This is a genomic window from Klebsiella sp. V115_8 (assembly GCF_029967715.1).
Classification (GTDB): domain Bacteria; phylum Pseudomonadota; class Gammaproteobacteria; order Enterobacterales; family Enterobacteriaceae; genus Klebsiella; species Klebsiella quasipneumoniae.
Map to the genome: position 1 here is coordinate 13,393 of NZ_JASCAR010000025.1, position 26,301 is coordinate 39,693.

General features: G+C 59.3%; 24 protein-coding genes and 1 pseudogene. 10 read left to right on the plus strand and 15 right to left on the minus strand.

The window, feature by feature from the left end; genetic code table 11:
* Positions 1–163: 163 nt before the first annotated feature.
* The gene (locus tag QLG03_RS09660; RefSeq protein ID WP_023290596.1) at positions 164–559 is read left to right on the plus strand and encodes a nuclear transport factor 2 family protein; all 396 of its coding nucleotides are present in this window, start codon (positions 164–166) and stop codon (positions 557–559) included.
* On the opposite strand, the gene cysM is transcribed toward QLG03_RS09660, so the two are convergent.
* From cysM to cysP, 5 genes are all read right to left on the minus strand, one after another.
* A complete protein-coding gene (gene cysM / locus QLG03_RS09665) occupies positions 556–1,467 on the minus strand; it encodes a cysteine synthase CysM (protein WP_044524311.1) in 912 nt (303 codons plus the stop codon). The genes QLG03_RS09660 and cysM overlap by 4 nt on opposite strands.
* Positions 1,468–1,585: 118 nt before the next feature.
* Positions 1,586–2,680 carry a sulfate/thiosulfate ABC transporter ATP-binding protein CysA gene (cysA, locus tag QLG03_RS09670; RefSeq protein ID WP_004201991.1) on the minus strand — a complete coding sequence of 365 codons (1,095 nt, stop codon included), beginning with the start codon at positions 2,678–2,680 and terminating at the stop codon, positions 1,586–1,588.
* Entirely contained in the window at positions 2,670–3,545 is an 876-nt protein-coding gene (gene cysW, locus QLG03_RS09675; RefSeq protein WP_004201990.1) for a sulfate/thiosulfate ABC transporter permease CysW, read from the minus strand. Before cysW ends, cysA begins: the two co-directional genes overlap by 11 nt.
* On the minus strand, positions 3,545–4,378 hold the full coding sequence (gene cysT, locus QLG03_RS09680) for a sulfate/thiosulfate ABC transporter permease CysT (protein WP_002913626.1): 834 nt from the start codon (positions 4,376–4,378) through the stop codon (positions 3,545–3,547). Before cysT ends, cysW begins: the two co-directional genes overlap by 1 nt.
* Positions 4,378–5,394, minus strand: a complete 1,017-nt coding sequence (cysP, locus tag QLG03_RS09685; RefSeq protein ID WP_060590128.1) for a thiosulfate/sulfate ABC transporter substrate-binding protein CysP — start codon at positions 5,392–5,394, stop codon at positions 4,378–4,380. Before cysP ends, cysT begins: the two co-directional genes overlap by 1 nt.
* Before the next feature lie 200 nt (positions 5,395–5,594).
* On the opposite strand from cysP, the pseudogene QLG03_RS09690 reads away from it, so the two are divergent.
* Positions 5,595–5,959: pseudogene (locus tag QLG03_RS09690) on the plus strand (DUF559 domain-containing protein).
* Between the two features lie 10 nt (positions 5,960–5,969).
* Here the strand turns inward: QLG03_RS09690 and QLG03_RS09695 are convergent.
* The 4 genes from QLG03_RS09695 to QLG03_RS09710 all read right to left on the minus strand — a co-directional run bounded on the left by QLG03_RS09695 (position 5,970) and on the right by QLG03_RS09710 (position 8,462).
* Positions 5,970–6,869, minus strand: coding sequence for a Dyp-type peroxidase (locus QLG03_RS09695; protein WP_117129425.1), 900 nt, complete (start codon positions 6,867–6,869; stop codon positions 5,970–5,972).
* A gap of 94 nt (positions 6,870–6,963) precedes the next feature.
* Positions 6,964–7,539: an RpoE-regulated lipoprotein gene (locus QLG03_RS09700; RefSeq protein ID WP_049013911.1), complete on the minus strand. Its 576-nt coding sequence runs from the start codon at positions 7,537–7,539 to the stop codon at positions 6,964–6,966.
* Between the two features lie 61 nt (positions 7,540–7,600).
* On the minus strand, positions 7,601–8,050 hold the full coding sequence (locus QLG03_RS09705; protein WP_032453690.1) for a DUF2919 domain-containing protein: 450 nt from the start codon (positions 8,048–8,050) through the stop codon (positions 7,601–7,603).
* Positions 8,037–8,462 (minus strand): GNAT family acetyltransferase, encoded by a 426-nt coding sequence (locus tag QLG03_RS09710; RefSeq protein ID WP_002913637.1) that lies wholly within the window; start codon positions 8,460–8,462, stop codon positions 8,037–8,039. The genes QLG03_RS09705 and QLG03_RS09710 overlap by 14 nt, the downstream gene beginning before the upstream one ends.
* Before the next feature lie 211 nt (positions 8,463–8,673).
* Here QLG03_RS09710 and amiA point away from each other — a divergent pair, with 211 nt between their 5' ends.
* A complete protein-coding gene (amiA, locus tag QLG03_RS09715) occupies positions 8,674–9,546 on the plus strand; it encodes an N-acetylmuramoyl-L-alanine amidase AmiA (RefSeq protein ID WP_004201984.1) in 873 nt (290 codons plus the stop codon).
* On the plus strand, positions 9,546–10,445 hold the full coding sequence (gene hemF / locus QLG03_RS09720) for an oxygen-dependent coproporphyrinogen oxidase (RefSeq protein WP_032453691.1): 900 nt from the start codon (positions 9,546–9,548) through the stop codon (positions 10,443–10,445). Before amiA ends, hemF begins: the two co-directional genes overlap by 1 nt.
* 54 nt (positions 10,446–10,499) lie before the next feature.
* Here the strand turns inward: hemF and maeB are convergent, their stop codons facing one another.
* Entirely contained in the window at positions 10,500–12,779 is a 2,280-nt protein-coding gene (maeB, locus tag QLG03_RS09725) for an NADP-dependent oxaloacetate-decarboxylating malate dehydrogenase (protein WP_023290604.1), read from the minus strand.
* Between the two features lie 294 nt (positions 12,780–13,073).
* Between maeB and tal the strand changes: the two genes are divergently transcribed.
* The gene (gene tal / locus QLG03_RS09730) at positions 13,074–14,030 is read left to right on the plus strand and encodes a transaldolase (RefSeq protein ID WP_255988962.1); all 957 of its coding nucleotides are present in this window, start codon (positions 13,074–13,076) and stop codon (positions 14,028–14,030) included.
* Positions 14,031–14,046: 16 nt separating this feature from the next.
* Positions 14,047–16,041 carry a transketolase gene (gene tkt / locus QLG03_RS09735; protein WP_049013909.1) on the plus strand — a complete coding sequence of 665 codons (1,995 nt, stop codon included), beginning with the start codon at positions 14,047–14,049 and terminating at the stop codon, positions 16,039–16,041.
* On the opposite strand, the gene QLG03_RS09740 is transcribed toward tkt, so the two are convergent.
* From QLG03_RS09740 to aegA, 3 genes are all read right to left on the minus strand, one after another.
* A complete protein-coding gene (locus QLG03_RS09740) occupies positions 16,031–17,077 on the minus strand; it encodes a DUF1176 domain-containing protein (RefSeq protein ID WP_023290607.1) in 1,047 nt (348 codons plus the stop codon). The genes tkt and QLG03_RS09740 overlap by 11 nt on opposite strands.
* 63 nt (positions 17,078–17,140) lie before the next feature.
* A complete protein-coding gene (nudK, locus tag QLG03_RS09745; RefSeq protein WP_102004351.1) occupies positions 17,141–17,737 on the minus strand; it encodes a GDP-mannose pyrophosphatase NudK in 597 nt (198 codons plus the stop codon).
* Between the two features lie 58 nt (positions 17,738–17,795).
* Positions 17,796–19,778 carry a formate-dependent uric acid utilization protein AegA gene (aegA, locus tag QLG03_RS09750; protein WP_117136867.1) on the minus strand — a complete coding sequence of 661 codons (1,983 nt, stop codon included), beginning with the start codon at positions 19,776–19,778 and terminating at the stop codon, positions 17,796–17,798.
* A gap of 376 nt (positions 19,779–20,154) precedes the next feature.
* Between aegA and acrD the strand changes: the two genes are divergently transcribed.
* Positions 20,155–23,268, plus strand: a complete 3,114-nt coding sequence (gene acrD / locus QLG03_RS09755; protein ID WP_282473623.1) for a multidrug efflux RND transporter permease AcrD — start codon at positions 20,155–20,157, stop codon at positions 23,266–23,268.
* A gap of 126 nt (positions 23,269–23,394) precedes the next feature.
* On the opposite strand, the gene ypfM is transcribed toward acrD, so the two are convergent.
* On the minus strand, positions 23,395–23,454 hold the full coding sequence (gene ypfM / locus QLG03_RS09760; protein WP_100181659.1) for a protein YpfM: 60 nt from the start codon (positions 23,452–23,454) through the stop codon (positions 23,395–23,397).
* Positions 23,455–23,820: 366 nt separating this feature from the next.
* On the opposite strand from ypfM, the gene QLG03_RS09765 reads away from it, so the two are divergent.
* Genes QLG03_RS09765 through QLG03_RS09775 form a run of 3 tightly spaced genes read left to right on the plus strand, consistent with a single transcriptional unit; the run spans position 23,821 to position 25,535 of the window.
* Entirely contained in the window at positions 23,821–24,174 is a 354-nt protein-coding gene (locus tag QLG03_RS09765; RefSeq protein WP_023290610.1) for an ArsC family reductase, read from the plus strand.
* Between the two features lie 3 nt (positions 24,175–24,177).
* Entirely contained in the window at positions 24,178–25,305 is a 1,128-nt protein-coding gene (gene dapE, locus QLG03_RS09770) for a succinyl-diaminopimelate desuccinylase (protein WP_023290611.1), read from the plus strand.
* 26 nt (positions 25,306–25,331) lie between these two features.
* Complete coding sequence (locus QLG03_RS09775; protein ID WP_002913768.1) at positions 25,332–25,535, plus strand: YpfN family protein; 204 nt, start codon at positions 25,332–25,334, stop codon at positions 25,533–25,535.
* Between the two features lie 48 nt (positions 25,536–25,583).
* Here the strand turns inward: QLG03_RS09775 and ypfH are convergent, their stop codons facing one another.
* The gene (gene ypfH / locus QLG03_RS09780; RefSeq protein ID WP_255988955.1) at positions 25,584–26,279 is read right to left on the minus strand and encodes an esterase; all 696 of its coding nucleotides are present in this window, start codon (positions 26,277–26,279) and stop codon (positions 25,584–25,586) included.
* Between the last annotated feature and the right edge of the window lie 22 nt (positions 26,280–26,301).

The window sequence follows — 26,301 nt, forward strand, 5'->3', positions numbered from 1 at the left end:
CGCAGGCAGTGCGCCGAACGCATCGGGGAGGGATGGCAGCTGTCGACAAATTACTGAAAAATTAAACGAAAACAGGCGTAGTCTTACCTGCATGACCGGAACGTCGAGACGGATACAACGCTCTCGGTGGCTGACAAATCGCTCACAATAAGGAGCACCAGAGATGCATCACATTGACCTGACGCTAAAAACAGTCATTGAGGCCTGCGACCGCGCTATCTCGCAGGAAGATTACGATACCCTGATGGGCTATTACGCGGAAGACGCCGCGCTGGTCGTCAAACCGGGCATGGTGGTCAGAGGGAAAGAGAATATCCGCAAAGCGTTTATCGCCATTGCCGACTATTTCCAGCACCGGCTGATCGTGACTCAGGGGAAAATGGAGGTCATCGAGGGCGGCGGCAATGCGCTGGTGATTATGGAGACCCGGCTGGATATCCCGACGGCACAGGGGATAACACAGGTTACGCGACGCGCAACCTATGTCTTTCAGAAGCAGGGCGAGCGCTGGCTGTGCACCGTCGATAACTCCTACGGCACCGACCTGCTCGATGATTAAATACCCGCTCCCTGGCTAAAGTGTTCCTCGCCGAACACGCCGGTGGAGAGGTAGCGATCGCCGCGATCGCAGACGATCGCCACCACCACCGCGCCTGGGTTTTCGCGAGCGATACGTAACGCCCCGGCTACCGCGCCGCCAGAGCTGACGCCGCAGAAAATGCCTTCCTGTACCGCCAGCTGACGCATGGTGTTCTCGGCATCCTGCTGATGAATATCCAGCACCGCATCCACCAGCGAAGCGTTAAAGATCCCCGGCATATACTCTGCCGGCCAGCGGCGTATCCCGGGAATACTGCTGCCCTCCTCCGGCTGCAGGCCGACAATGGTCACCGGTTTACTCTGTTCGCGCAGAAAACGTGACACGCCGGTAATGGTGCCGGTGGTCCCCATACTGGAGACAAAGTGGGTGATACGCCCCGCGGTCTGCTGCCAGATTTCCGGCCCGGTGGTAGTGTAGTGGGCGTAGGGGTTGTCCGGGTTGTTGAACTGATCGAGCAGTTTGCCCTCCCCGCGCTGAGCCATCTCCAGGGCCAGGTCGCGGGCCCCCTCCATCCCCTGCTCTTTGGTGACCAGGATCAGCTCGGCGCCATAGGCGCGCATCGCGGCCCGGCGCTCCTGGCTCATGTTGTCGGGCATCAGCAGCTTCATCCGGTAGCCTTTCAGCGCGGCGATCATCGCCAGCGCGATACCGGTGTTGCCGCTGGTCGCTTCAATTAGCACGTCGCCGGGCTGAATTTCGCCCCGCTTTTCCGCTTCAACGATCATCGACAGCGCAGCGCGATCTTTCACCGAACCGGCTGGATTATTGCCTTCAAGTTTGACCCAGATTTCGCTGCCATTGTCCGGCCCCAGACGCTGAAGCCTGACCAGAGGGGTGTTGCCGATGGTGTGTTCGAGTGTATTCACGATTTTTACTCAATAAAAAAGCCGGGCGGCGCTTCGCTTACCCGGCCTACCAGACGCGTGATAATTCCAGACCGGGTAAGCACAGCGTCACCCGGCAAAAGCACATGGATTTAAGCTATCAGGCCGACTGCGCCAGAGCAAGCTCGCCGCGCGGCTCGATACGCTCGGTACCGTTGTACAGGCGCGCGTTTTGCAGCCCGACGAACAGCCGTTCGCCGCGGGACGGCGCCTCATCGCCCGTTAACACCACGCTCAGCGGTTCGTCATACCACCCCAGAGGCTGGACGACTAATTGGGTGTAGTGACCTTTCGGGCTGGCCTCCAGGACCTGCACCGGCAGCGGCGAATCCAGGCTGGTTCGGCGGCTGATGTCCACTTCCCACGGACGCAGGAACAGATCCACCGGCCCCTGGTATGCCGGGGTATAGCCTAACGGCCAGCGGTGAGCGCCAACGTGGAACTGTCCGCCGCGGATAACCCCCTGCAGGCGATTCACTTCCCCCATGAACTCCAGCACGAAGCGGGTCGACGGCTCACGCCACACGCGTTCAGGCGCATCGGCCTGTTCGATGTTGCCCTGGCTCATCACCACCACCCGGTCGGCAACTTCCATCGCCTCTTCCTGATCGTGGGTGACGAACACGCTGGTAAATTTCAGCTCTTCATGCAGCTGACGCAGCCAGCGGCGCAGCTCTTTACGCACCTGCGCATCCAGCGCGCCGAAAGGTTCATCCAGCAGCAGAATTTGCGGCTCTACCGCCAGGGCGCGCGCCAGCGCCACGCGCTGTTTCTGACCACCGGACAGCTGCGCCGGATAGCGATCCGCCAGGTGAGCCAGTTGCACCATCTCCAGCAGTTTGGTCACTTTGGCTTTAATCGCCGCGGCGTTGGGTCGTTCGCGGCGCGGCAGCACGGTCAGGCCAAAGGCGATGTTATCGAACACGGTCATATGGCGGAACAGCGCATAGTGCTGGAAGACGAAGCCCACTTTACGGTCGCGGGCGTGCATCCGGCTGACGTCGGTACCGTGGAAGCGGATATGACCGCTGGTCTGATGCTCCAGCCCGGCGATAATCCGCAGCAGGGTCGTTTTCCCGGAGCCGGAAGGCCCCAGCAGCGCAACCATTTGTCCGGAAGGGATATCCAGCGAGATATCATTCAGCACCTGGGTGCGACCAAACGATTTCTTAATATTGGCAATCTCAATGCTCATGATTTCCCTCCTGTTGCGCGCGTTTTTCCTGATTGGCCAGACGCCATTGCAACATACTCTTTAAAAACAGGGTCAGAATAGCCATTAACGTCAGCAGGGCCGCGGCGGTAAACGAGCCGACGGTGTTGTAATCCTGCTCCAGTAATTCAATTTGCAGCGGCAGCGACAGCGTTTCTCCGCGGATCGAACCGGAGACCACCGATACCGCGCCGAATTCGCCGATGGCGCGGGCGTTGGTCAACACCACGCCGTACAGCAGCGCCCAGCGAATATTGGGCAGCGTCACCCGGCGGAACATCTGCCAGCCGGAAGCGCCCAGCAAGACCGCCGCCTCATCTTCATGACTGCCCTGACTCATCATCACCGGCACCAGCTCACGCACCACAAACGGACAGGTGACAAAGATCGTCGCCAGCACCATGCCCGGCCAGGCGAACATGATTTGCAGGTTATGCGCATCAAGCCAGCCGCCCAGCGGACCGTTAGAGCCGTAGAACAGCAGATAAACCAGACCGGCTACCACCGGCGAGACAGCGAACGGGATATCCAGCATCGTCAATAGCAGCTGGCGTCCCGGGAACGTAAAGCGCGTGACCAGCCAGGCCAGCAAGGTCCCAAACACCAGGTTCACCGGCACGGTAATCAAGGCGATCATCACCGTCAGCCAGATGGCGTGGAGCATGTCCGGATTGGCCAGGTTTTCCAGCACCGGCATTAACCCTTTGCTGAAGGCCTGGATAAAGATGTAAAGCATCGGCACCACGAGGATGAAGGCGGAGACCAGCATCCCGACGCCAATCAGAAACCATTTTCCCCAGTTGATGCGGGGCGCGTCGTAGCGTTTCAATTGAGTAACTTCCGCCATTAGTGACCTACCACGCGTCGACCAAAGCGACTCTGCAGGGTATTGATGGAAAACAGCAGCAGCAGTGAGGCGGCCAGGATCACCGAGGCGATGGCGCTCGCCGCCGGATAGTCAAACTCCTGCAGTCGAATAAAGATCATCAGCGACGTCACTTCCGTCTTCCACGCGATGTTGCCGGCGATAAAAATCACCGCGCCAAATTCGCCGAGGCTGCGGGTAAACGACAGGGCAATGCCCGCCAGCAGCGCTGGCGACAGCTCCGGCAGCACCACCTTGCGGAAGCTCTGCCAGCGCGTAGCGCCCAGCGTTTCCGCTGCTTCTTCATATTCCGGTCCCAGCTCTTCCAGCACCGGCTGCACGGTACGTACCACGAAGGGGATGCTGGTGAACGCCATCGCCACGGCGATACCGAGCCAGGTATAGGTCACTTTAATATCGAACTTCGCCAGCCATTCCCCGTAAATGCCGTTAACCGAAAACAGCGAAGCCAGGGTCAGGCCGGCCACCGCCGTCGGCAGCGCAAACGGCAGATCCATTAAGGCATCCAGCAGCGTGCGGCCCGGAAAACGATAGCGGGTAAGGATCCACGCCATCAGCAGGCCGAAGACGCCGTTAAAAATCGAGGCCACGAACGCCGACAGCAGCGTCACCTTATAGGCCGCCACCACCTGCGGGTTGGTGATCACATCCCAGTACTGCGCCCAGCTCATCTGCGCCAGCTGCATCACCAGCGCGCTGAGCGGTAATAACAAAATCAGACAGACAAACAGCAGGCTGGTGCCGAGGCTCAGGGTAAAGCCCGGCAGCACGCGCTTGGACGACACAGCAAACATTACTTACGCCCCGCCGCCAGCAGTTTGTCCAGTTCGCCGCCGCTGGCGAAGTGGGTTTTCATCACCTCAGGCCAGGATCCAAACTTTTCCTCCACGCGGAACAGTTCGGTCTGCGGGAATTTATCCTTCAGCGAATCCATCACTTTCGGGTTGTTTACCCGATAGTAGTAGTCGGTAATGATGGTCTGCGCCTGCGGACTGTAGAGCCAGTTCAGGTAGGCCTTCGCCGCCTTTTCCGTGCCGTTGGCTTTGACGTTTTTATCCACCCAGGCCACCGGGAACTCCGCCAGAATGTTGGTTTTCGGGATCACCACTTCAAATCCCTGCGCCTCATACTGCTTGCGAATATTGTTCACTTCCGACTCGAAGCTGATCAGCACATCGCCCAGGCCGCGCTCGGCGAAGGTGGTGGTCGCCCCGCGTCCGCCGGTGTCGAAGACTTCGACGTTCTTCAGGAACTGGGTCATAAACTGTTCGGTTTTGGCTTTATCGCCGCCGTCGGCTTTATCCGCCGCGCCCCAGGCCGCCAGGTAGGTATACCGCGCGTTGCCCGAGGTTTTCGGGTTCGGGAAGATCAGCTTAACGTCAGAGCGGACCAGGTCATTCCAGTCATGAATGTTTTTCGGGTTGCCTTTGCGCACCAGGAAGCCCATCGTCGAATAGAACGGCGAGCTGTTGTTCGGCAGGCGGCTTTGCCAGTCGGCCGGGATCAGGTTGCCTTTGTCATGCAGGATCTGCACGTCCGTCACCTGGTTGTAGGTCACCACGTCCGCCTTCAGGCCCTGCAGGATCGCCAGCGCCTGCTTGGACGAGCCAGCATGCGACTGCTTGATGGTCAGCTTGTCCCCGCCATTGTCCTTCGCCCACTGCTGCTCAAAAGGCGGGTTAAGGGCGGCAAACAGCTCGCGGGAGACATCATAGGAGCTGTTCAGCAGCTCCGTCGCCTGCGCCTGCGCCACCAGCAGCATGGAAGCCGCCAGCGCCAGATATCCTTTTTTCAGTGATTTAACGGCCATTGCGCACCCTTATCAAAAATGATCATTTACTGATGATCATCATATTTATAACGGGTGCGAAAGGAGTAACGGTTTTATATACCGTTTGGCGATTTGGAAGTCGAAAAGGGAATAAGCACCTGGCAAAGCTTAGCTGAAAGCGGCTGGCAAATAAGGTGATGAAATCGGACGAGGGGCGAACAGCGTGGCACACTTTGTTAATGGAAAACAGCACAAATGACGCCCGGCAGTTGCGCCGCCACCTGACGCCGCAGGAGCGCCGCCTGTGGCACCAGCTGCGCGATCGCCGTTTTGCCAGCTACAAGTTTCGCCGCCAGCATCCCGCTGGACCCTATATTCAAGATTTTGCCTGGTGATTGAGCTCGCCGGCGGCCAGCATGACAGCCGGACTGAATACGATGCCCGGCGCACAACATGGCTTAAGCAGCAGGGCTGGACCGTTTTACGCTTCTGGAATAACAAGTATGACCGGAACGAAACCGGCGTGCTGCAGGTGATCCTGCGCACGCTCGAGGAACTCTCCCCCTCACCCCGGCGCTCTCCCTCAGGGAGAGGGTTAGGGTGAGGGGAAAGCATTACAGCGCCTGAATACGCTCCAGGGACGGCGCGAAGTAATAGCCGCCGGTCACCGGTTTGGTGAAGCGCAGCATCGCGTCGCGTTTGCCGTCGGTATCGCCGAACATGCTCAGCAGCTGCTGCTCGATGTTGTACAGACGCGCGCAGTAGGCGCAAAAATAGAGGCCATGGGTACCGCTGGCGGTGCCATACGGCAGGCTCTGGCGGACGATTTTCAGCCCTTTGCCATCTTCTTTTAAGTCAACGCGGCTCAGGTGAGACGTGACCGGACGTGCGTCGCCATCGATCTCTTCGTTGGCATTCTTGGTGCGGCCAATCATCATCTCCTGATCCGGCACGCTCATGCGGTTCAGCTGTTTGAGATTATGCTCCCAGCGCTGGACGAATACGTAGCTGCCGCCCGCGTCCACGCCGTCTTTGATCACCGCCACTTCACGACGGGTTTCTTCCCCCGCCGGGTTTTCGGTGCCGTCGACGAAGCCGCTGAGGTCACGCTCTTCCACCCAGCGGAAGCCGTGGATCTCTTCTTTCACCTCGATAGCGTCGCCAAAGGCGGCCAGCGCGGCCTGCGCCACCGAGAAGTTCACTTCATGGCGGGCGGATAAAATATGAATCAGCAGGTCATACTGGGTGGATGGCGCCAGCCCTTTGCCGTAGACCGGAAAATCTTTTAACTCCTCCGCCCCTTCGCCGCCGCTCAGCTGACGCCAGACGGTATTGCCGAACGCCACCACCGCACCGAGTTTAGCGTCGGGGAATTTAGCCTGGAAGGTGGCCACGTTATCGACAAAATTTTTGCTCGCTTCGCGCAGGGCGTTAACGTCCCCTTTGATATTGGCTTCAATCCAAATCGCCGCGCGGCAATGTTCCGGCAAAATGCCGCTCTGAACCTGAGACATCGCTCCTCCTGAAATGATGCAACTACAACGCTGTCGCGTTGCTAACGCGCCATTGTAACCGTTTTTCAGGGCCATCGTGTCTCTTCAGATCAATTTAGCGACGCCAGATAATTTTGCTGACCTTCCAGTTTTTCAGCGTATCGTCGGAGGGCATCAGCTCGTCCGGGCCGCTCCAGTGACCGGTGAAGGCGTAACTGATATGCTGGCTCCCCTCGGCCTGACACTCGACGACCACGCCATTGTCATTGCTGCCTTTCTGGCAGTTGCCGAAGGCTTTGCTGTACAGGTCGCTGAACGGTGTGCCGATTTTCACGCCGCTGGCGGTTTTGATTTCGGCATCGCGGACGTCAATCCGGCTGATGGCGCCGTTGTCGCCATTGATGGTCAGCGCCACGCTGTTGTCTTTCAGCGCTTCAAAGTAGTGGACGATATTCCCCTTATCGGTCTTCATTCCGCTGCGCAAACGGTAGTCGCTCCCCAGCGCATCGCTAATGGCCTGTTCGTTGAGCGGCGTGGACGCCGTCAGTTTCCCCACCCCCTGCTCGGTCACCTCGGTGGAAGAACCAAACCAGTTCCACGGATAGGCCGCCGACCAGTTGACCGCGCTCATCGTTGAGCAGCCGGTCAGCGCCAGCGGAAGCGCGCAGAGCATTACACGTAGCGATTTCATATCACAATCCTTTCTGAGTCATTCAACGCATGTTGGAGTTCACGATCGGCAAAAAGTGCCATTAAAAGGTGGTCTGGCGAAAACAGGCGCCGAGGCGACGGCTGGTCGCCAGCCACCACAGGGCATAACCATCCGCCGCCAGCAGTCCGATGGTCAGCGAGGAGGGAGATTCGCCGCTCAGCCATAGCATCGGCTGCCACAGCAACAGCAGCACTTGCGATAACACCAACAGCCAGCGCATCGCCCGCCAAAGGCGCGGTAGGCGCTGACGATAGCCGCTAAGCAGAAAGGCCAGCACCGCCGGCACGCCGGGGAGTAGACCGAGCCAGAAGCGGTCGTGATCGGGATAGAACAGATTAAGAATCGCGTCGCCCTGCTGACGCGACGCGCCGGCCATCAAGAACAGCACCCAGGTGCGGGCCTGTAACAACAGCACGCACCAGAAAAGGAAAGGCAGACGCAGACGGCCATGGGCATCAAAATCGGCGGGGATAAACTCAGTATTCTTCATCTTCAATCAGGCGTTTGCCCAGGGTCAGGACATCGGCGTACTCATAGCCCAGCCGCTCGTACATCCCCTGCACCACGTCGTTGTCCTCGCGGACCATAATATTGATTTTCGGGCAGCCGCGAGCAATCAGCTTTTTCTCCAGACGGTTGAGCAGCGCGTTCGCGATCCCCCGACCGCGATATTCAGGATGGACGCCCAGATAGTAGGCCGACCCGCGATGGCCGTCATATCCGCCCATCACCGTACCGACGACTTCGCCGTTCACTTCCGCCACCAGAAACAGGCTGACATCGTGATTCAGCTTGCGCTCAATATCCATCTCCGGATCGTTCCAGGGACGCAGCAGATCGCAACGCTCCCACAGCGTCACAACCTCTTCGAAATCCTGCTGGCGAAAAACGCGAATCTCCATGGTATTCCCCACCATTGACGGTTAAAAACAGTGATTATGGCGCGAATATGACTGATAGCCAATATCAGGCGAAATCAGCGACAAAAAATGGCATAATATGACTTTGTCATGTATTGAAATGAAAAGTAAAACAATTCTTATTTTGAATGGTCGTAACGGCAAACGCGATACGATATAACATTGGACATCACTTGTTTACAATTCAGGCCGAATGAGCACTTTTAAACCCTTAAAAATACTTGCTTCGCGCCGTCAGGTGCTGAAAGCCGGGCTGGCTGCCATGACGCTGAGCGGCGTCACTGCACAGGTCAGCGCAAAAGAGCAGCCACTGAAAACATCAAATGGACACAGCAAACCCGCCGCCAAAAAGGCCGGCGCACGCCGCATTGTGATGCTCGACCCGGGCCACGGCGGCATCGACACCGGGGCTATCGGCCATAATGGCTCGAAAGAGAAGCATGTGGTGCTGGCGATCGCTAAGAACGTGCGCAGCATCTTGCGCAGCAACGGCATTGACGCCCGCCTGACCCGCACCGGCGATACCTTTATCCCGCTGTATGACCGCGTGGAGATTGCCCATCAGCACGGCGCCGATCTGTTTATGTCGATCCACGCCGATGGCTTCACCAACCCGAGCGCTGCCGGCGCCTCGGTGTTCGCTCTGTCAAACCGCGGCGCCAGTAGCGCCATGGCGAAATACCTCTCCGATCGCGAAAACCGCGCCGACGAGGTCGCCGGTAAGAAAGCGACGGATAAAGACCATCTGCTGCAGCAGGTGCTGTTCGATCTGGTACAGACCGACACCATTAAAAACAGCCTGACGCTGGGCTCGCATATCCTGAAAAAGATCAAGCCGGTGCATAAGCTGCACAGCCGCAATACCGAACAGGCGGCGTTCGTGGTGCTGAAGTCGCCGTCTATACCGTCCGTGCTGGTGGAAACCTCGTTCATTACGAACCCGAACGAGGAAAAACTGCTCGGCACCACCGCCTTCCGGCAGAAAATCGCCACCGCGATTGCCAACGGCATTATCAGCTATTTCCACTGGTTCGATAACCAGAAAGCCCATTCGAAGAGACGTTAATGAAACCCGATGCCGCGCAGGTTAAAACTTTTCTGCTCCAGCTGCAGGACAGCCTCTGTCAGCAGCTAAGCGCCGTGGATGGCGCGCCGTTTATTGAAGACGCCTGGCAGCGGGAAGGCGGCGGCGGCGGACGCAGCCGGGTGCTGCGCGACGGCAATGTGTTCGAGCAGGCGGGGGTCAACTTTTCCCATGTCCACGGCGACGCCATGCCAGCCTCCGCCACCGCCCACCGCCCGGAGCTGGCCGGACGCAGCTTTGAAGCCATGGGCGTCTCGCTGGTGGTCCATCCGCTGAACCCCTATGTGCCCACCAGCCACGCCAACGTGCGGTTCTTTATTGCCGAAAAGCCTGGCGCCGAGCCGGTGTGGTGGTTCGGCGGCGGCTTTGATTTAACCCCTTACTACGGCTTTGAAGAGGATGCCGTCCACTGGCATCGTACCGCCCGCGATCTGTGTCTGCCGTTCGGCGAAGCCGTCTATCCGCGCTATAAAAAATGGTGCGATGATTATTTCTATCTGAAGCACCGCCAGGAACAGCGCGGGATTGGCGGTCTGTTCTTTGACGACCTGAACACCCCGGATTTTGACCACTGCTTCGCCTTTATGCAGGCAGTGGGTAACGGTTACGCTGACGCCTATTTACCCATCGTCGAACGCCGAAAAGCCACGCCGTACGGCGAGCGTGAGCGCCATTTTCAGCTCTATCGCCGCGGCCGCTACGTCGAATTCAATCTGGTCTGGGACCGTGGCACCCTGTTCGGTCTGCAGACCGGCGGTAGGACGGAATCTATTCTGATGTCGATGCCGCCGCTGGTACGCTGGGAATATGATTACCAGCCGGAGGCCGGCAGCCCTGAGGCGGCGCTGAACGAGTTTATTAAAGTGAAAGCCTGGATCTGAGCGACGCCAAATCAGAGCAAAAAGCCCCGGAGTACCGGGGCTTTTTTATGACGTTTACAGCGGTTCGGTTTGCGCTTCGACAACCGCCAGCGCCACCATATTCACGATGCGACGCACAGAGGCGATCGGCGTCAGGATATGCACCGGCTTCGCTACCCCCATCAGCACCGGCCCGACGGTGACCCCTTCCGAACTGGAGACGCGCAGCAGGTTATAGCTGATCCGTGCGGCTTCCATATTCGGCATCACCAGAATATTGGCCGACCCCTTCAGCGGGCTGTCCGGCATGCGATCGTTGCGAATGCTTTCCACCAGCGCGGCGTCGCCATGCATTTCGCCATCGATCATCAGCTCCGGCGCGCGCGCCTTCACCAGCTCAAGGGTTCTGCGCATCTTGCTGGCGGACGGGCAGTCGGCAGAGCCAAAGTTGGAATGCGACAGCAACGCCACCCGCGGTTCGATACCAAAGCGACGCACGCTTTCCGCCGCCATCAGGGTGATCTCCGCCAGCTCTTCCGGCGATGGATCGTGATTGACATAGGTGTCAGCGATAAAGGTGTTGCCGCTCGGCAGCAGCAGCGCGTTCATCGCCCCGGCGGTGCTGACGCCGTCGCGATAGCCGAACAGCGGCTGCACCACGCGGTAGTGGTCGTGGTACTCGCCAATGGTGCCGCAGATCATCGCATCCGCTTCGCCACGGTGAACCATGATGGCGCCAATCACCGTGGTGTTGCTAATCACCGCCCGCTGCGCCTGCTCCTGGGTAATGCCGCGGCGTTTCATCAGCTGGTAGTACTCGCTCCAGTACTCTTTAAACCGCGGGTCGGATTCATTATTGACGATCTCGAAGTCAACGCCGGCCTTGATCTGCAGGCCCAGCTTCTGGATGCGCATTTCAATCACGCTCGGGCGCCCCACCAGAATCGGTTTGGCCAGCCCCAGCGACACCAGCTCCTGGGTGGCGTGCAGCACCCGGGTCTCCTCCCCTTCCGCCAGCACCACGCGCTTCGGCTCTTTGCGCGCCTGAGAGAAGATAGGCTTCATAAACAGGTTGGTCTTATAGACGAACTCGCTCAGCTTCTCGATATAGGCGTCAAAATCGGCGATCGGGCGCGTCGCCACGCCGGAGTCCATCGCCGCCTTCGCCACCGCGGGGGCGATCTTGACGATCAGCCGCGGATCGAACGGTTTCGGAATAATGTAGTCCGGGCCAAAGCTTAAATCCTGATCGCCGTAGGCGGAGGCCACCACTTCGCTCTGCTCGGCGTGGGCCAGCTCGGCAATGGCATGCACCGCCGCCAGCTTCATCTCTTCGTTGATCGCCGTCGCGCCGACGTCCAGCGCGCCGCGGAAGATGAACGGGAAGCAGAGGACGTTGTTGACCTGGTTAGGGTAGTCGGAGCGGCCGGTGCAGATGATGGCGTCATCGCGGACCTGCTTCGCCAGCGGCGGCAGAATTTCCGGCTCCGGGTTGGCCAGGGCGAGGATCAGCGGCGCGCGCGCCATCTTCTTCACCATCTCCGGGGTCAGCACTTTCGGACCAGAGCAGCCGAGGAAAATGTCCGCGCCGTCGATCACGTCATCGAGGGTGCGTTTGCCGTCGTCTTCCACCGCGTAGGCCGCTTTGGTTTCCGCCATGTTCGGCTCACGATCCTTGTAGATAACGCCTTTCGAATCGCAGACCACGATGTTGTGCTTTTGCATCCCCAGCGCCACCAGCAGGTTCATGCAGGCGATAGCCGCCGCACCCGCGCCGGAGACCACCATCCGCACGTCGGACAGATTCTTCTCAACGACGCGCAGGCCGTTGAGGATCGCCGCGGTGCTGATGATCGCCGTGCCGTGCTGATCGTCATGGAACACCGGAATATTCATCCGCTCGCGCAGCTGCTGCTCAATGTAGAAACACTCCGGCGCTTTAATATCTTCGAGGTTAATGCCGCCGAAGGTCGGCTCGAGGGCGGCGACGACGTTAATGAATTTGTCCGGGTCCAGCTCATCGACTTCGATATCAAACACATCGATGCCGGCAAATTTCTTAAACAGGACGCCTTTGCCCTCCATTACCGGTTTGCCGGCCAGGGCGCCGATGTTGCCAAGCCCCAGCACCGCGGTGCCGTTGGAGACGACCGCCACCAGGTTGCCGCGGGCGGTATATTTGTAGGCCGCCAGCGGATCTTTTTCGATTTCCAGACAGGGGGCCGCGACGCCCGGCGAGTAGGCCAGCGCCAGATCGCGCTGGGTGGCGAGAGGTTTGGTCGGCGAGACCTGGATTTTTCCGGGAACCGGAAATTCGTGGAAGTCGAGGGCGCTCTGTTTTAACTGCTCATCCATTTTATATTCCTTTCTTTCACGTATCGTTCGTAGGGAAAAAGCGTGATGACCATCCTGTCGTTCACCTTTCAGTGGCAGACAGTATCCCTCCTGGCGGGGCGATAAACTTTGAACACCGCCAAACTCTGGCCATCGCTATGATCTGGTTGTTATCAATTTATAGCGGTTATGTTACCCGGATTCGCCGCCAATAATAGCCCCGTCTGCTATGCTTTTTGGTTATGTACCTCATCAATATTTATACCGCATACCGGCAAGCACTCATGTAACACCTTGTTCCAGGAGGACTTATCCATGAATCAGCTAGACAGTATTAAGCAGTTCACCACCGTGGTCGCCGACAGCGGCGACATCGAATCCATCCGCCACTACCATCCGGAAGATGCCACCACCAACCCCTCCCTGCTGCTGAAGGCCGCCGGGCTGGCGTCCTATAGCGGACTCATCGACGACGCGATCGCCTGGGCCAAAAAGCAAGGAGGCAGCCGCGAAGCGCAGGTAACTCACGCCTGCGATAAGCTGGCGGTCAATTTTGGCGCGGAGATCCTCAAAAGCATTCCTGGCCGTGTCTCCACCGAGGTGGACGCCCGGATCTCCTTCAACCGGGAGAAGAGTATCGAGAAGGCACGCCATCTGGTGGCGCTGTATCAGGAGATGGGCATTGATAAGTCACGGATCCTGATCAAGCTGGCCTCCACCTGGGAGGGGATCCGCGCCGCCGAAACGCTGGAAAAAGAGGGGATCCACTGCAACCTGACGCTGCTGTTTTCCTTCGCCCAGGCCCGGGCCTGCGCCGAAGCCGGGGTCTATCTGATCTCCCCTTTCGTCGGGCGTATTTATGACTGGTATCAGGCGCGCAAACCGCTGGATCCTTACGTGGTTGAGGAAGATCCAGGAGTGAAATCCGTGCGCAATATCTATGACTACTTCAAACAGCATAAATACAACACCATCGTGATGGGCGCCAGCTTCCGCCGCACCGAGCAGATCCTCGCCCTGGTCGGCTGCGACCGCCTGACCATCGCCCCGCCTTTATTAAAAGAGCTGCAGGCCAGCGACGCCCCGGTGGTGCGCAAACTGATCCCTGCCAGCCAGATCCTGCCGCGCCCGGTGCCGCTCAGCGAGGCGGAGTTCCGCTGGGAACATAATCAGGATCCTATGGCGGTCGAAAAGCTGGCAGAGGGTATCCGCCTGTTCGCCGTCGATCAACGCAAACTGGAAGATCTGCTTGCCGCCAAACTGTCACTTTAGTCTCACGGAGAAAACTATGTCCCGAAGAGAGCTTGCCAACGCCATCCGCGCCCTGAGTATGGACGCGGTGCAGAAAGCCAATTCCGGCCACCCCGGTGCGCCAATGGGGATGGCAGATATTGCCGAAGTGCTGTGGAACGATTTTCTTAAGCACAATCCGCAGAACCCTGGCTGGGTGGACCGCGACCGCTTTATTCTGTCCAACGGCCACGCGTCGATGCTGCTCTACAGTCTGCTGCACCTGACCGGCTACGATCTGCCGCTGTCAGAGCTGAAGCAGTTCCGCCAGCTGCACTCTAAAACGCCGGGTCACCCGGAGCATGGCTATACCCCCGGGGTGGAGACCACCACAGGCCCGCTGGGCCAGGGGCTGGCGAACGCCGTCGGTATGGCCATTGCCGAACGCACCCTGGCGGCGCAGTTTAACCGCCCCGGTCATGAGATTATCGACCATCACACCTGGGTTTTCATGGGCGATGGCTGTCTGATGGAGGGGATCTCCCATGAGGCCTGTTCGCTGGCAGGCACGCTCGGACTGGGCAAGCTGATCGGTTTTTACGATCACAACGGCATCTCCATCGACGGCAAAACCGAAGGCTGGTTTTCCGACGATACAGCGGAACGCTTCCGCGCCTACCACTGGCATGTGATCGGCGATATCGACGGCCACGATCCGCAGGCCATCAAACAAGCCATTACGGAAGCGCAGGCGGTGAAAGATAAGCCGTCGCTGATCATCTGTCGGACCATCATCGGCTTCGGTTCGCCCAACAAAGCCGGCTCAGAGGAGTCGCACGGCGCGGCGCTGGGTGAAAAAGAGGTGGCCCTGGCCCGCCAGCAGCTGGGCTGGAAATATCCGCCCTTTGAGATCCCGAAAGAGATCTATCAGGGCTGGGATGCGCGGCCACGCGGCGAAAAAGCCGAGCACGCCTGGAACGAGAAATTCGCCGCCTACCAGCAGCAGTTCCCCAAACTGGCCGCTGAGCTGACCCGTCGCATGGCAGGCGCCCTGCCGGAAGATTTTGCCGCGACGGCGCGTGACTACGTGGCGAAGCTGCAGGCCGAGCCGGCGAAGATCGCCAGCCGTAAAGCCTCGCAGAATGCGCTGAACGCGTACGGCCCCCACCTCCCGGAGCTGCTGGGCGGTTCGGCGGATCTCGCGCCGAGTAACCTGACCATCTGGTCTGGCTCGACATCGATTAAAGAGGATGCCGCCGGCAACTATATTCACTACGGCGTGCGCGAATTCGGCATGACCGCGGTGGCCAACGGCATCGCCCTGCACGGGGGCTTCATTCCCTATACCTCGACCTTTCTGATGTTTGTGGAATACGCCCGCAACGCCGCGCGCATGGCGGCCCTGATGAAGGCCCGGCAGATCATGGTCTATACCCATGACTCCATCGGTCTTGGGGAAGACGGTCCGACCCACCAGGCGGTGGAACAGCTGGCCAGTCTGCGACTGACGCCCAACTTCAGCACCTGGCGCCCTTGCGACCAGGTGGAGACCGCCGTCGCCTGGCAGGCGGCCATTGCGCGTCAGGGCGGACCGACGGCGCTGATCCTGTCGCGACAAAACCTGGCGCAGATGCCGCGTACCCCGCAACAGGTTCAGGATATCGCCCGGGGCGGCTACGTGCTGAAGGATGCCGGCGGCAAACCCGACCTGATCCTCATCGCCACCGGCTCGGAAGTGGAAATAACCGTCCTGGCGGCGGAAAAACTGTTGGCCAATGGAGTGAATGTGCGGGTGGTTTCGCTCCCCTCCACCGACGTGTTTGACGCTCAGGACGAGGCCTGGCGCGAGTCGGTGCTGCCGTCGGACGTCAGCGCCCGGGTGGCCGTCGAGGCCGGGATAGCGGACTACTGGTATAAATATGTCGGCTTAAAAGGCAAGATCGTCGGCATGACCGGCTACGGTGAATCCGCCCCGGCGGAGCAGCTGTTCCCGTTCTTTGGCTTTACGGTCGACCATATCGTCGCCACCGCCGAACAGGTGCTTAACGGGTGATCCACAGCGTGGGCCAGGCATCTGGCCCCTGCCAGTTGTCGCACGTCGGCTGCTGTGCGTAACGGGAGAGGCTGAACCGCTGGCCGTCAAAACGCCAGCGGGTCTGGATCCCGCAATCGCCAGACGCGCGCCCCTTGTCCAGGGTCACCAGCTCATGACGACGGTCATCATAGCTGGCGTTAATCAGCTCAATCTCCCGCGGCGCCTCGCCGGGCGGCTGAAATGGCAGCGTCAGCCGCACCTGACGGGCGACATACGGGCGCTGGCGGGAGACCAGCCAGGCCAGCCAGACGGTGTTGTACGCCCCGGATTCGCAGCTGGTCATCAGCAGCACTTTGTCATCCGTCAGCGCAGTGACGCGAATTTCGCGGCGGAACGGATCGAGGGAGCAGTTGCTGTTGCTCATCCGCTCATTGCCGTAGTCCATCAGATCGTTGAGTTCATCACGTCCCAGCGGCGACTGCGCCGTGACCGCGCTCGCCACCGCGCGCAGCGCCGGCGCCGGCGGTACGCTGAGCGGCGGCTCCTCCCCTTTGCCGACCCAGGCCGTTTCGCTGCCCACCCGCTTTTGCCGGGCGTCGATAAATAACAGGGCCGCTTTCAGCCCCTGCAGGGAGATGGTCTGCAGGCCGTTGGCCAGCGAGAGGGTTTTTCCCTCCTGGACCCGCTGAAGGAAGGCATCGATCGTCACGCTGTCGTCGGTTTTAATGAGTTTATCTTCAATGCGCCAGCGCTTGTCGGTCAGGGACAGCGGTTTACCATCCAGCAGCAGGCGCGGCGCTATCGGCGCGAGCGTCGCCACCGGATTGCCGGTGCCGCCCAGTTCGATACGCAGGCTGGCGTCAGTAGCCGCCCCGGCGCTGCGGCTGAGGGTCATCACCAGACCATAATGCAGCCCCACGTTGCGGGTGACGCAGAAATTTTGGTTATTACAGGTGACCTGCCAGTCGTTGAAGCGCTGCTGCGCCGGTGCCGACCATGCCTGTGAGCAAGGCAGCACCGCCAGAAAGAGGAAAAAAATGATGCGAAAAAGCATGAACCGCCCGACCCCAGATAAACCCGACCACGGCGCCTATCCTGGACAACGGCAGCCGCTGACTCAATCGGATTTGTCAGAGTTCCCCAACATCAGGCCGGAGGTTTGCAGATACTGCAGCAGAATGACCGCTTTCCCGTCGCGGATCTCCCCATCAGCGACCATCTGTAGCGCCTGGTTAAAGGGCAGCTCCAGCACCTCGATGGCTTCGTCATCCACCCCGCCGCCGCTGGTGGTTCGCTGGGCGTCGCTGTACTCGGCGATAAAGAAATGCACCACTTCGGTGACGCCGCCTGGCGACATAAACAGCTCAAACAGCTTTCGCACCTCGCCCACTTCATAGCCGGTCTCTTCCACCGCCTCTTTCCGAATGCAGGCCTCCGGCTCGTCGTTGTCCAGCAGCCCGGCGCAGGTTTCAATCAGCATGCCGTCATGATTGCCATTGACCCAGGTGGCGACCCGGAACTGACGCACCAGGACCACCGTCTGCTTATGGCGATTATACAGCAGCACGGTGGCGCCATTGCCGCGATCGTAGACCTCGCGTTTGTGGCGCACGACGCTGCCGTCCGCCCGCGTCAGCTCATAGGTCATGTTGCGTAGTACGAACCAGTTCTCAGAGAGGATTTTATCTTTAATGACGTGAATATTGAGTGACATACCGACCCCACAGCGTAAAAGGACGCCCTCATACTACGCTGCGGAGCCGGGTTTGTCGTCAGTGAAGCGGCGTCGTTTTCAGCCCCAGATAGTCAAGGATCCCCTGCGCCGCATGACGGCCTTCCGCCATCGCCGTTACCACCAGGTCGGCGCCGCGCACGGCATCGCCGCCGGCAAAGATCTTCTCCTGACTGGTCTGATAACGGTAACGGCTCTCCACTCCGGCTTTAATCCGCCCCTGGCTGTCCAGCGCCACCCCGGCCGCTTCCAGCCAGGGCATGCGGTGCGGGTGGAAGCCAAAGGCCATGATCACCGCCTCTGCCGGCATAACAAACTCGCTGCCGGGGATCGGCGTCGGGCGGCGTCTTCCGCCGGCGTCCGGCGCGCCAAGCTCGGTGCGCAAAAAGCGAACCCCGTTCACCCGTCCGTTCTCGTCCAGCTCAAGCGTCACCGGCTGGACGTTAAACTCAAAGAGCGCCCCCTCTTCGCGGGCGTTTTTGACCTCTTTTTTCGAGCCCGGCATGTTGGCTTCATCCCGCCGATAGGCGCAAGTCACCTGGCGGGCGCCATGGCGCAGCGCGGTGCGCACGCAGTCCATCGCCGTATCGCCGCCCCCCAGCACCACCACGTTCAGCCCGGCGGTGTTGACATAAGGCTCCTGCGCCGATTCCGCCAGCCCCATCACCTGTTTGGTGTTGGCGATAAGAAACGGCAGCGCATCGTAGACCCCGGGCGCCTCTTCATTCGGCAGGCCGGCCTTCATGGAGCGATAGGTTCCGGCGCCGACGAACACCGCGTCATACTCAGCCAGCAGCGTCGCCAGGGGGATATCTTTCCCCACCTCGCAGTTGAGCTCAAAGCGGACGCCCATCTCGCAGAAAATCGCCCGCCGCCGGGTCAGCAGTGACTTATCCAGCTTGAACGCCGGAATGCCGAAGGTCAGCAGGCCGCCGATCTCCGGATGACGGTCAAAGACCACCGGCTGTACGCCGTGGCGCACCAGCGCATCGGCGCAGGCCAGCCCGGCCGGTCCGGCGCCGATAATCGCCACCCGTTTGCCGCTCGGCTTAACCTGCGAGAGGTCCGGACGCCAGCCGCTGGCCAGCGCCTGGTCGGATATAAATCGCTCAATATTGCCGATGGTGACCGCGCCGCTTTCATCGCGCAGGGTGCAGGCGCCCTCACACAGCCGGTCCTGAGGGCAGACGCGGCCGGTGATCTCCGGCAGACAGTTGGTCTGATGGGACAGGGCGACCGCGGCGGCGATATCCCCTGCCTTCACCAGCTCGACCCACTGCGGAATGTGGTTATGCAGTGGACAGGTCCATTCACAGATGCTGTGTTCTCCACATTTCAGGCAGCGGGCGGCCTGCTGCCGTGCCTGCGTCGGGGTGAACGGCTGATAGATCTCCTCAAAGTGGCTCTTACGCGCCTCCGCCGCCAGCTTATCCGGCTCTCCGCGCGGCGGCGTCATCGCCATTTGCCTGGCCTTCTCGCCGGCGTCGGGCTGCCTGGCGGGGGCCGCGCCGCGCTGCCACGGCTGCGCCTCCTGGCAGGCCGATCGCAGACGCCGCTGCCTGGCCAGCGTGGTCAATGTCTCATCGTCGGCGAGGGTCAGCGCCTGCGCCGGACAGTTTTCCACACAGGCCGGTCCCGCCTCGCGGCCCGCGCACAGATCGCATTTTTGCGCGCTGGCTTTCACCTGGCCTGCGGCTTCCGGCGTGACCACGACCTGCATCACCCCGAACGGGCAGGCCACCATGCAGGATTTACAGCCAATGCATTTCTCCTGACAGACCTGAACGCTGTCGCCAGTCTGGGCGATGGCGCCGTTGGGGCAGCTGCGGAGGCAGGGGGCGTCTTCGCAGTGGCGGCAGGTGATGGCGTTACGCTGCCCTTCTGCTTTAATCACGGTGATACGGGGCAAAAAGCGCTGCGGGGTCAGCGCATGTTGCTCCTCGTTATGCGCCATTACGCAGGCCACTTCGCAGGCCTGGCAACCGATACATTTTCGGCTATCGCTCAATATAAAGTGGTTCATGGCTTCCTTTTGTCTTATTGGTGAATAACCCCTTAATGCGCATGACTATTTATTACCCGACAAGACGAGGCCGGAACAATGTTCATTTGCCCAGGATACCCTTTTTCTGGAAAGAATCCGTTTTGGATCAATTTTTTTGACTTAAATGAAATCAGGTTTCACACCGGCAAGGAATAATGCGTCCCCGGGTGCTGCGGGCGAAGCGGAGTGGCTGACCCGGCGGCAGGAAAGTTCGATGTTTCTTTACGATACGGCAAAAGCAACATGATAAATTACACTATCTCCTTAATTTCTCCACGATTGCCGGAGGCGCTGGGGCTAAAGTGGCACAGGCTGTGCAATAACAAGAACATGTGCATATGAGGTTTTTATTCTGATGGCGAATTTCTTTATCGATCGCCCCATTTTTGCGTGGGTGCTGGCAATCCTGTTATGCCTGACGGGCACCCTTGCCATTTTGTCGCTGCCGGTTGAACAGTATCCCGATCTGGCCCCGCCGAATGTGCGGGTCACGGCCAACTACCCCGGCGCCTCCGCGCAAACCCTGGAGAATACCGTCACCCAGGTTATCGAACAGAATATGACCGGCCTCGATAACCTGATGTATATGTCATCCCAGAGCAGCGCCACCGGCCAGGCGACCATCACCCTCAGTTTTACCGCCGGTACCGACCCGGATGAAGCCGTGCAGCAGGTGCAAAACCAGCTGCAGTCGGCGATGCGTAAACTGCCGCAAGCGGTGCAAAACCAGGGGGTAACGGTGCGCAAGACTGGCGATACCAATATCCTGACCCTCGCCTTCGTCTCCACCGACGGCAGTATGGATAAACAGGATATCGCCGACTACGTCGCCAGTAACATTCAGGACCCGCTCAGCCGCGTCAACGGCGTAGGGGATATCGACGCCTACGGCTCGCAATACTCAATGCGCATCTGGCTCGATCCGGCAAAGCTCAATAGCTTCCAGCTGACCACCAAGGATGTTACCGACGCCATCAGTTCGCAGAACGCCCAGATTGCCGTCGGCCAGCTCGGCGGCACGCCTTCCGTCGATAAGCAGGCGCTGAACGCCACCATCAACTCGCAATCTCTGCTGCAAACCCCGGAGCAGTTTCGCAATATCACCCTGCGCGTCAATCAGGATGGTTCAGAAGTGACCCTCGGCGATGTCGCTACCGTGGAGATGGGGGCGGAGAAGTACGACTATCTTAGCCGCTATAACCGCCAGGCCGCCTCTGGCCTGGGAATTAAGCTCGCCTCCGGCGCCAACGAAATGGCCACCGCGGAGCGCGTGATCGCTCGCCTCAATGAGCTGTCGCAGTATTTCCCGCACGGGCTGGAATATAAAGTCGCCTATGAGACCACCTCCTTCGTGAAGGCTTCCATTACCGACGTGATGAAAACCCTGCTGGAGGCGATCCTGCTGGTTTTCCTCGTGATGTATCTGTTCCTGCAGAACTTCCGCGCCACCCTGATCCCGACCATCGCCGTGCCGGTGGTGCTGATGGGCACCTTCGCGGTGCTTTATGCCTGTGGCTACAGCATCAACACCCTGACGATGTTCGCGATGGTGCTGGCTATCGGCCTGCTGGTGGATGACGCCATCGTGGTGGTGGAAAACGTTGAGCGCATCATGAGCGAGGAAGGCCTGTCGCCGCGGGAAGCCACCCGCAAATCGATGGGACAAATTCAGGGCGCGCTGGTGGGGATCGCGATGGTGCTGTCGGCGGTGTTTGTGCCGATGGCCTTCTTCGGCGGCACCACCGGCGCTATCTATCGCCAGTTCTCAATTACTATCGTCGCGGCGATGGTCCTCTCGGTGCTGGTGGCCATGATTCTCACCCCGGCCCTTTGCGCCACCCTGCTCAAACCGGTTAAGCCAGGTGAATCTCATGAGAGAAAAGGCTTCTTCGGCTGGTTCAACCGCACCTTTAACCGCAGCGCCAGCCGCTATGAAACCTTCGTCGGCAAAATTCTTCATCGCTCGCTGCGCTGGATGCTGATCTACGTCGTTCTGCTCGGCGGGATGGTGTTCCTGTTCCTGCATCTGCCCACCTCATTCCTGCCGCTGGAGGATCGGGGGATGTTCACCACCTCGGTACAGTTGCCGAGCGGCAGCACCCAACAGCAGACGCTGAAAGTGGTGCAGAAAGCGGAAGATTACTTCCTCAATAACGAGAAGCAAAACGTGGAGTCGGTGTTCGCTACCGTTGGCTCCGGCCCCGGCGGCAACGGGCAGAACGTAGCCCGTATGTTCGTGCGCCTCAAAGACTGGGACCAGCGCGATCCGCAAACCGGCTCCTCCTTTGCCATTATTGAACGCGCCACCAAAGCGTTTAATCAGATCAACGAAGCCCGGGTCATCGCCAGCAGCCCGCCGGCGATCAGCGGCCTCGGCAGTTCGGCAGGCTTCGATATGGAGCTGGAAGATCACGCCGGTAAGGGGCACGATGCGCTGATGGCGGCGCGCGATACGCTGCTTGAGCTGGCGGGTAAAAACCCGCTGTTGACCCGCGTCCGGCATAACGGGCTCGACGACAGCCCGCAGCTGCAGGTCGATATCGATCAGCGTAAAGCTCAGGCGCTGGGCGTCTCCATTGACGACATCAACGATACGCTGCAAACCGCGTGGGGGTCGAGCTACGTCAACGACTTTATGGATCGCGGGAGGGTGAAGAAAGTCTACGTCCAGGCGGCGGCGAAATATCGAATGCTGCCTGACGATATCAATCTCTGGTACGTCCGCAACAGCAGCGGCACGATGGTGCCGTTCTCGGCCTTCGCCACCTCGCGCTGGGAAACCGGCTCGCCGCGTCTGGAGCGCTACAATGGCTATTCGGCGGTGGAGATCGTCGGTGAGGCGGCGCCGGGCATCAGTACCGGTACCGCGATGGACATGATGGAGAAACTGGCCGCGCAGCTGCCAACCGGCTTTGGCCTCGAATGGACCGCCATGTCCTATCAGGAACGCCTCTCCGGCGCTCAGGCGCCGGCCCTGTACGCGATTTCTCTGCTGGTGGTGTTCCTGTGCCTGGCGGCGCTGTACGAGAGCTGGTCGGTGCCGTTCTCGGTGATGCTGGTGGTCCCGCTCGGGGTGATTGGCGCCCTGCTTGCGACCTGGATGCGCGGCCTGGAGAATGACGTTTACTTCCAGGTGGGCCTGTTGACGGTGATCGGCCTGTCGGCGAAAAACGCCATTCTGATCGTCGAGTTCGCCAATGAGCTCAACGAGAAAGGCCAGGATCTGCTCAGCGCCACGCTGTCGGCCTGCCGTCAGCGCCTGCGCCCCATTCTGATGACCTCGCTGGCGTTTATCTTCGGCGTCCTGCCGATGGCCACCAGCACCGGAGCCGGCTCCGGCAGCCAGCATGCGGTCGGTACCGGGGTGATGGGCGGGATGATCTCCGCCACCGTGCTGGCCATCTTTTTCGTACCGCTGTTCTTTGTGCTGGTGCGCCGCCGCTTTCCGCTGAAGGAGCGTCCGCAATAAACCGTCGGGCGTCGGCGGCGAGCCGGAATAACAGAAAAGGCGACCTGATGGTCGCCTTCTTTATGTGTTCAGAACCATGACGCGCTTATTTACGTCGCGTTATTCCCCTGCTCACATTGCGGAAATTTATTTACGAAGCATGCCTTCAATAAAATCTTTCCAGTTCCCCAGTTCATGTTCAATCATAATAGCCTCTCTTATTATTATGGTCGATTCTATATAACTTCATTGCTGATGGGAAGTTGTGCTTCCCTATTGCTCTGATTGTCTTGTGGACCGCTGACAGAGATAAATCCTCTGGTTGCCGCCACTATGCCGTCTCGTATGTAAAAATTATGTGACGCAGAGCACCATCAGGCAACATTTTCGTAATATTGTTAGTGCCCTCACATCATGCCCGCGACTGGGCGAATTTTAATCACCCGAAAACATGGCATAAGATACCCGGTAAAAAGTTATATTTATTCATCTGAATCACGTATTATTTCAATAAGGCTTATATATTCGGAAATATCTGAGTTAACCGCTTAATTGAATGTTAAAGGTTTATCTATGCTCACCATGTACGGAATTAAAAACTGCGATACCATTAAAAAAGCCCGCCGCTGGCTGGAAGCGCATCAGATTGACTATCGCTTCCATGACTACCGCGCCGATGGCCTCGACCGCGCGCAACTGGATACCTTTATTGCCGAACTGGGCTGGCAGGCGCTGCTGAATACCCGCGGCACCACCTGGCGCAAGCTGGACGAATCGCTGCGCAACAGCATCGATAATGCCGATGCCGCCGCCGCATTGATGCTGGAAATGCCGGCGATTATCAAACGCCCATTGCTCTGCGCGCCCGGTCGTCCTATGCTGCTGGGTTTTAGTGAAGCAAGTTATCAGCAGTTTAACGAGGTATAGTCTATGTCTTGCCCGGTCATTGAGCTGGCTCAGCAGCTTATTCGCCGCCCTTCCCTTAGCCCCGATGATGCGGGATGCCAGGCGTTAATGATTGAACGCCTGCGTGCGATCGGCTTTACCGTTGAACCGATGGATTTCGGCGATACGCAGAACTTCTGGGCCTGGCGCGGCCACGGCGAGACGCTGGCCTTCGCCGGCCACACCGACGTGGTCCCGGCAGGCGACGCCGACCGCTGGATCAATCCGCCGTTCGAACCCACCATCCGCGACGGGATGCTGTTTGGCCGCGGAGCGGCGGATATGAAAGGCTCGCTGGCGGCGATGGTGGTTGCCGCTGAGCGTTTTGTCGCACAGTACCCGAACCACCGGGGCCGGCTGGCGTTTTTGATTACCTCTGATGAAGAGGCCAGCGCCAAAAACGGCACCGTCAAAGTGGTGGAGACGCTGATGGCGCGTAACGAGCGTCTGGACTACTGTCTGGTCGGCGAACCCTCCAGTACCGAAGTGGTCGGCGATGTGGTGAAAAACGGCCGCCGCGGCTCGCTGACCTGCAATCTGACCATTCACGGCGTACAGGGCCATGTCGCCTATCCGCACCTTGCCGATAACCCCGTCCATCGCGCGGCGCCGATGCTGGCGGAGCTGGTCACTATCGAGTGGGATAAAGGCAATGAATACTTCCCGCCGACCAGCATGCAGATTGCCAACGTGCAGTCCGGCACCGGCAGCAACAACGTGATCCCTGGCGATATGTTCGTTCAGTTCAACTTCCGCTTCAGTACGGAACTGACGGACGAGATGATCAAAGCCCGGGTGGTCGCCCTGCTGGAAAAATACCAGCTGCGTTACAGCGTGGAGTGGTGGCTCTCCGGCCAGCCGTTCCTCACCGGACGGGGCAAGCTGGTGGATGCGGTCGTCAACGCGATTGAGCACTATAATGAGATCAAACCGCAGCTGTTAACCAACGGCGGCACCTCAGACGGACGGTTTATCGCGCGCATGGGGGCGCAGGTGGTAGAGCTGGGCCCCGTGAACGCCACGATTCACAAAATTAATGAATGTGTGAACGCCGCCGACCTGCAGCTGCTGGCGCGGATGTATCAACGCGTAATGGAACAGCTGGTCGCCTGACGTACTGACGTAAAGAGGAAGCGCGCATGGAATGGCTTATTAAACACTGGTGGATTCTGGTGCTGGTCTTTTTGGTGGGGGTAATTATCAACGTGATTAAAGATCTGAACCGCGTTGACCACAAAAAATTCCTTAACAACAAACCCGATCTGCCGCCGCACCGTGATTTTAACGATAAATGGGATGATGACGACGACTGGCCGAAGCACGACCAGTCGAAGAAACCGTAAGTTTGCCTTTATCGCGGTACCGCCCGCCTGTAACCCCGCCCGCCGGGGTTACAGCATTTCGATGATATCGTCCCCTTTCGGCGTACTGCCGCTCAGCGCCTCATCAAAATAGTGCTTCGGCACGGTATAGCGCAGTCGCTCAATCGCGAACTGCATGCTGCGATCGTCAATGGCATGCCCCAGATCGTCAACAATATCTAAGGTCACGTCGCCCCCCGCCTGCAACAACGCCTCCTGAGCCGACACCGCCCACGCCAGATCGATAACCCGATCGTCACCACCGTGGATCAGGTGAATGGTGGTGGCCGTCGTTGTGGTGACCGGCAGCGTCGCGTAGCGGCCATTAAAGGCGATCACCCGCGAAGCCAGATCCGGCGCCGCTTTGATGCTCTCCAGCGACATGATCGCCCCCTGAGAGAAGCCGATCAGCGCGGTGGCCAGCGGGCTGACGCCGCTCTTTTCCTGCCAGTAGCGCACAATGTCAATAAAGGTCGGCATAATGGCGTCGATACGCTGCTGACGATTCTCTTCCGTCACTCCCTGCACCGAAAACCACTGCCGGCCGTTGGGACCGCAAGGCTCCACCCCGCCAATGCTAACGATCAGCGCATCAGGAAACTGCGGCGCGAACCAGCTGCCAATTTGCCCCATGGAGACCGGGTTATCCCCCACGCCATGAAACAGCAGCAACAGCTGTTGCGCAGGCGTCGCAGGGCTTTGAACAATAAAATGATCGTGTTTCATGGCTGTCTCCTTTGTGTATGCG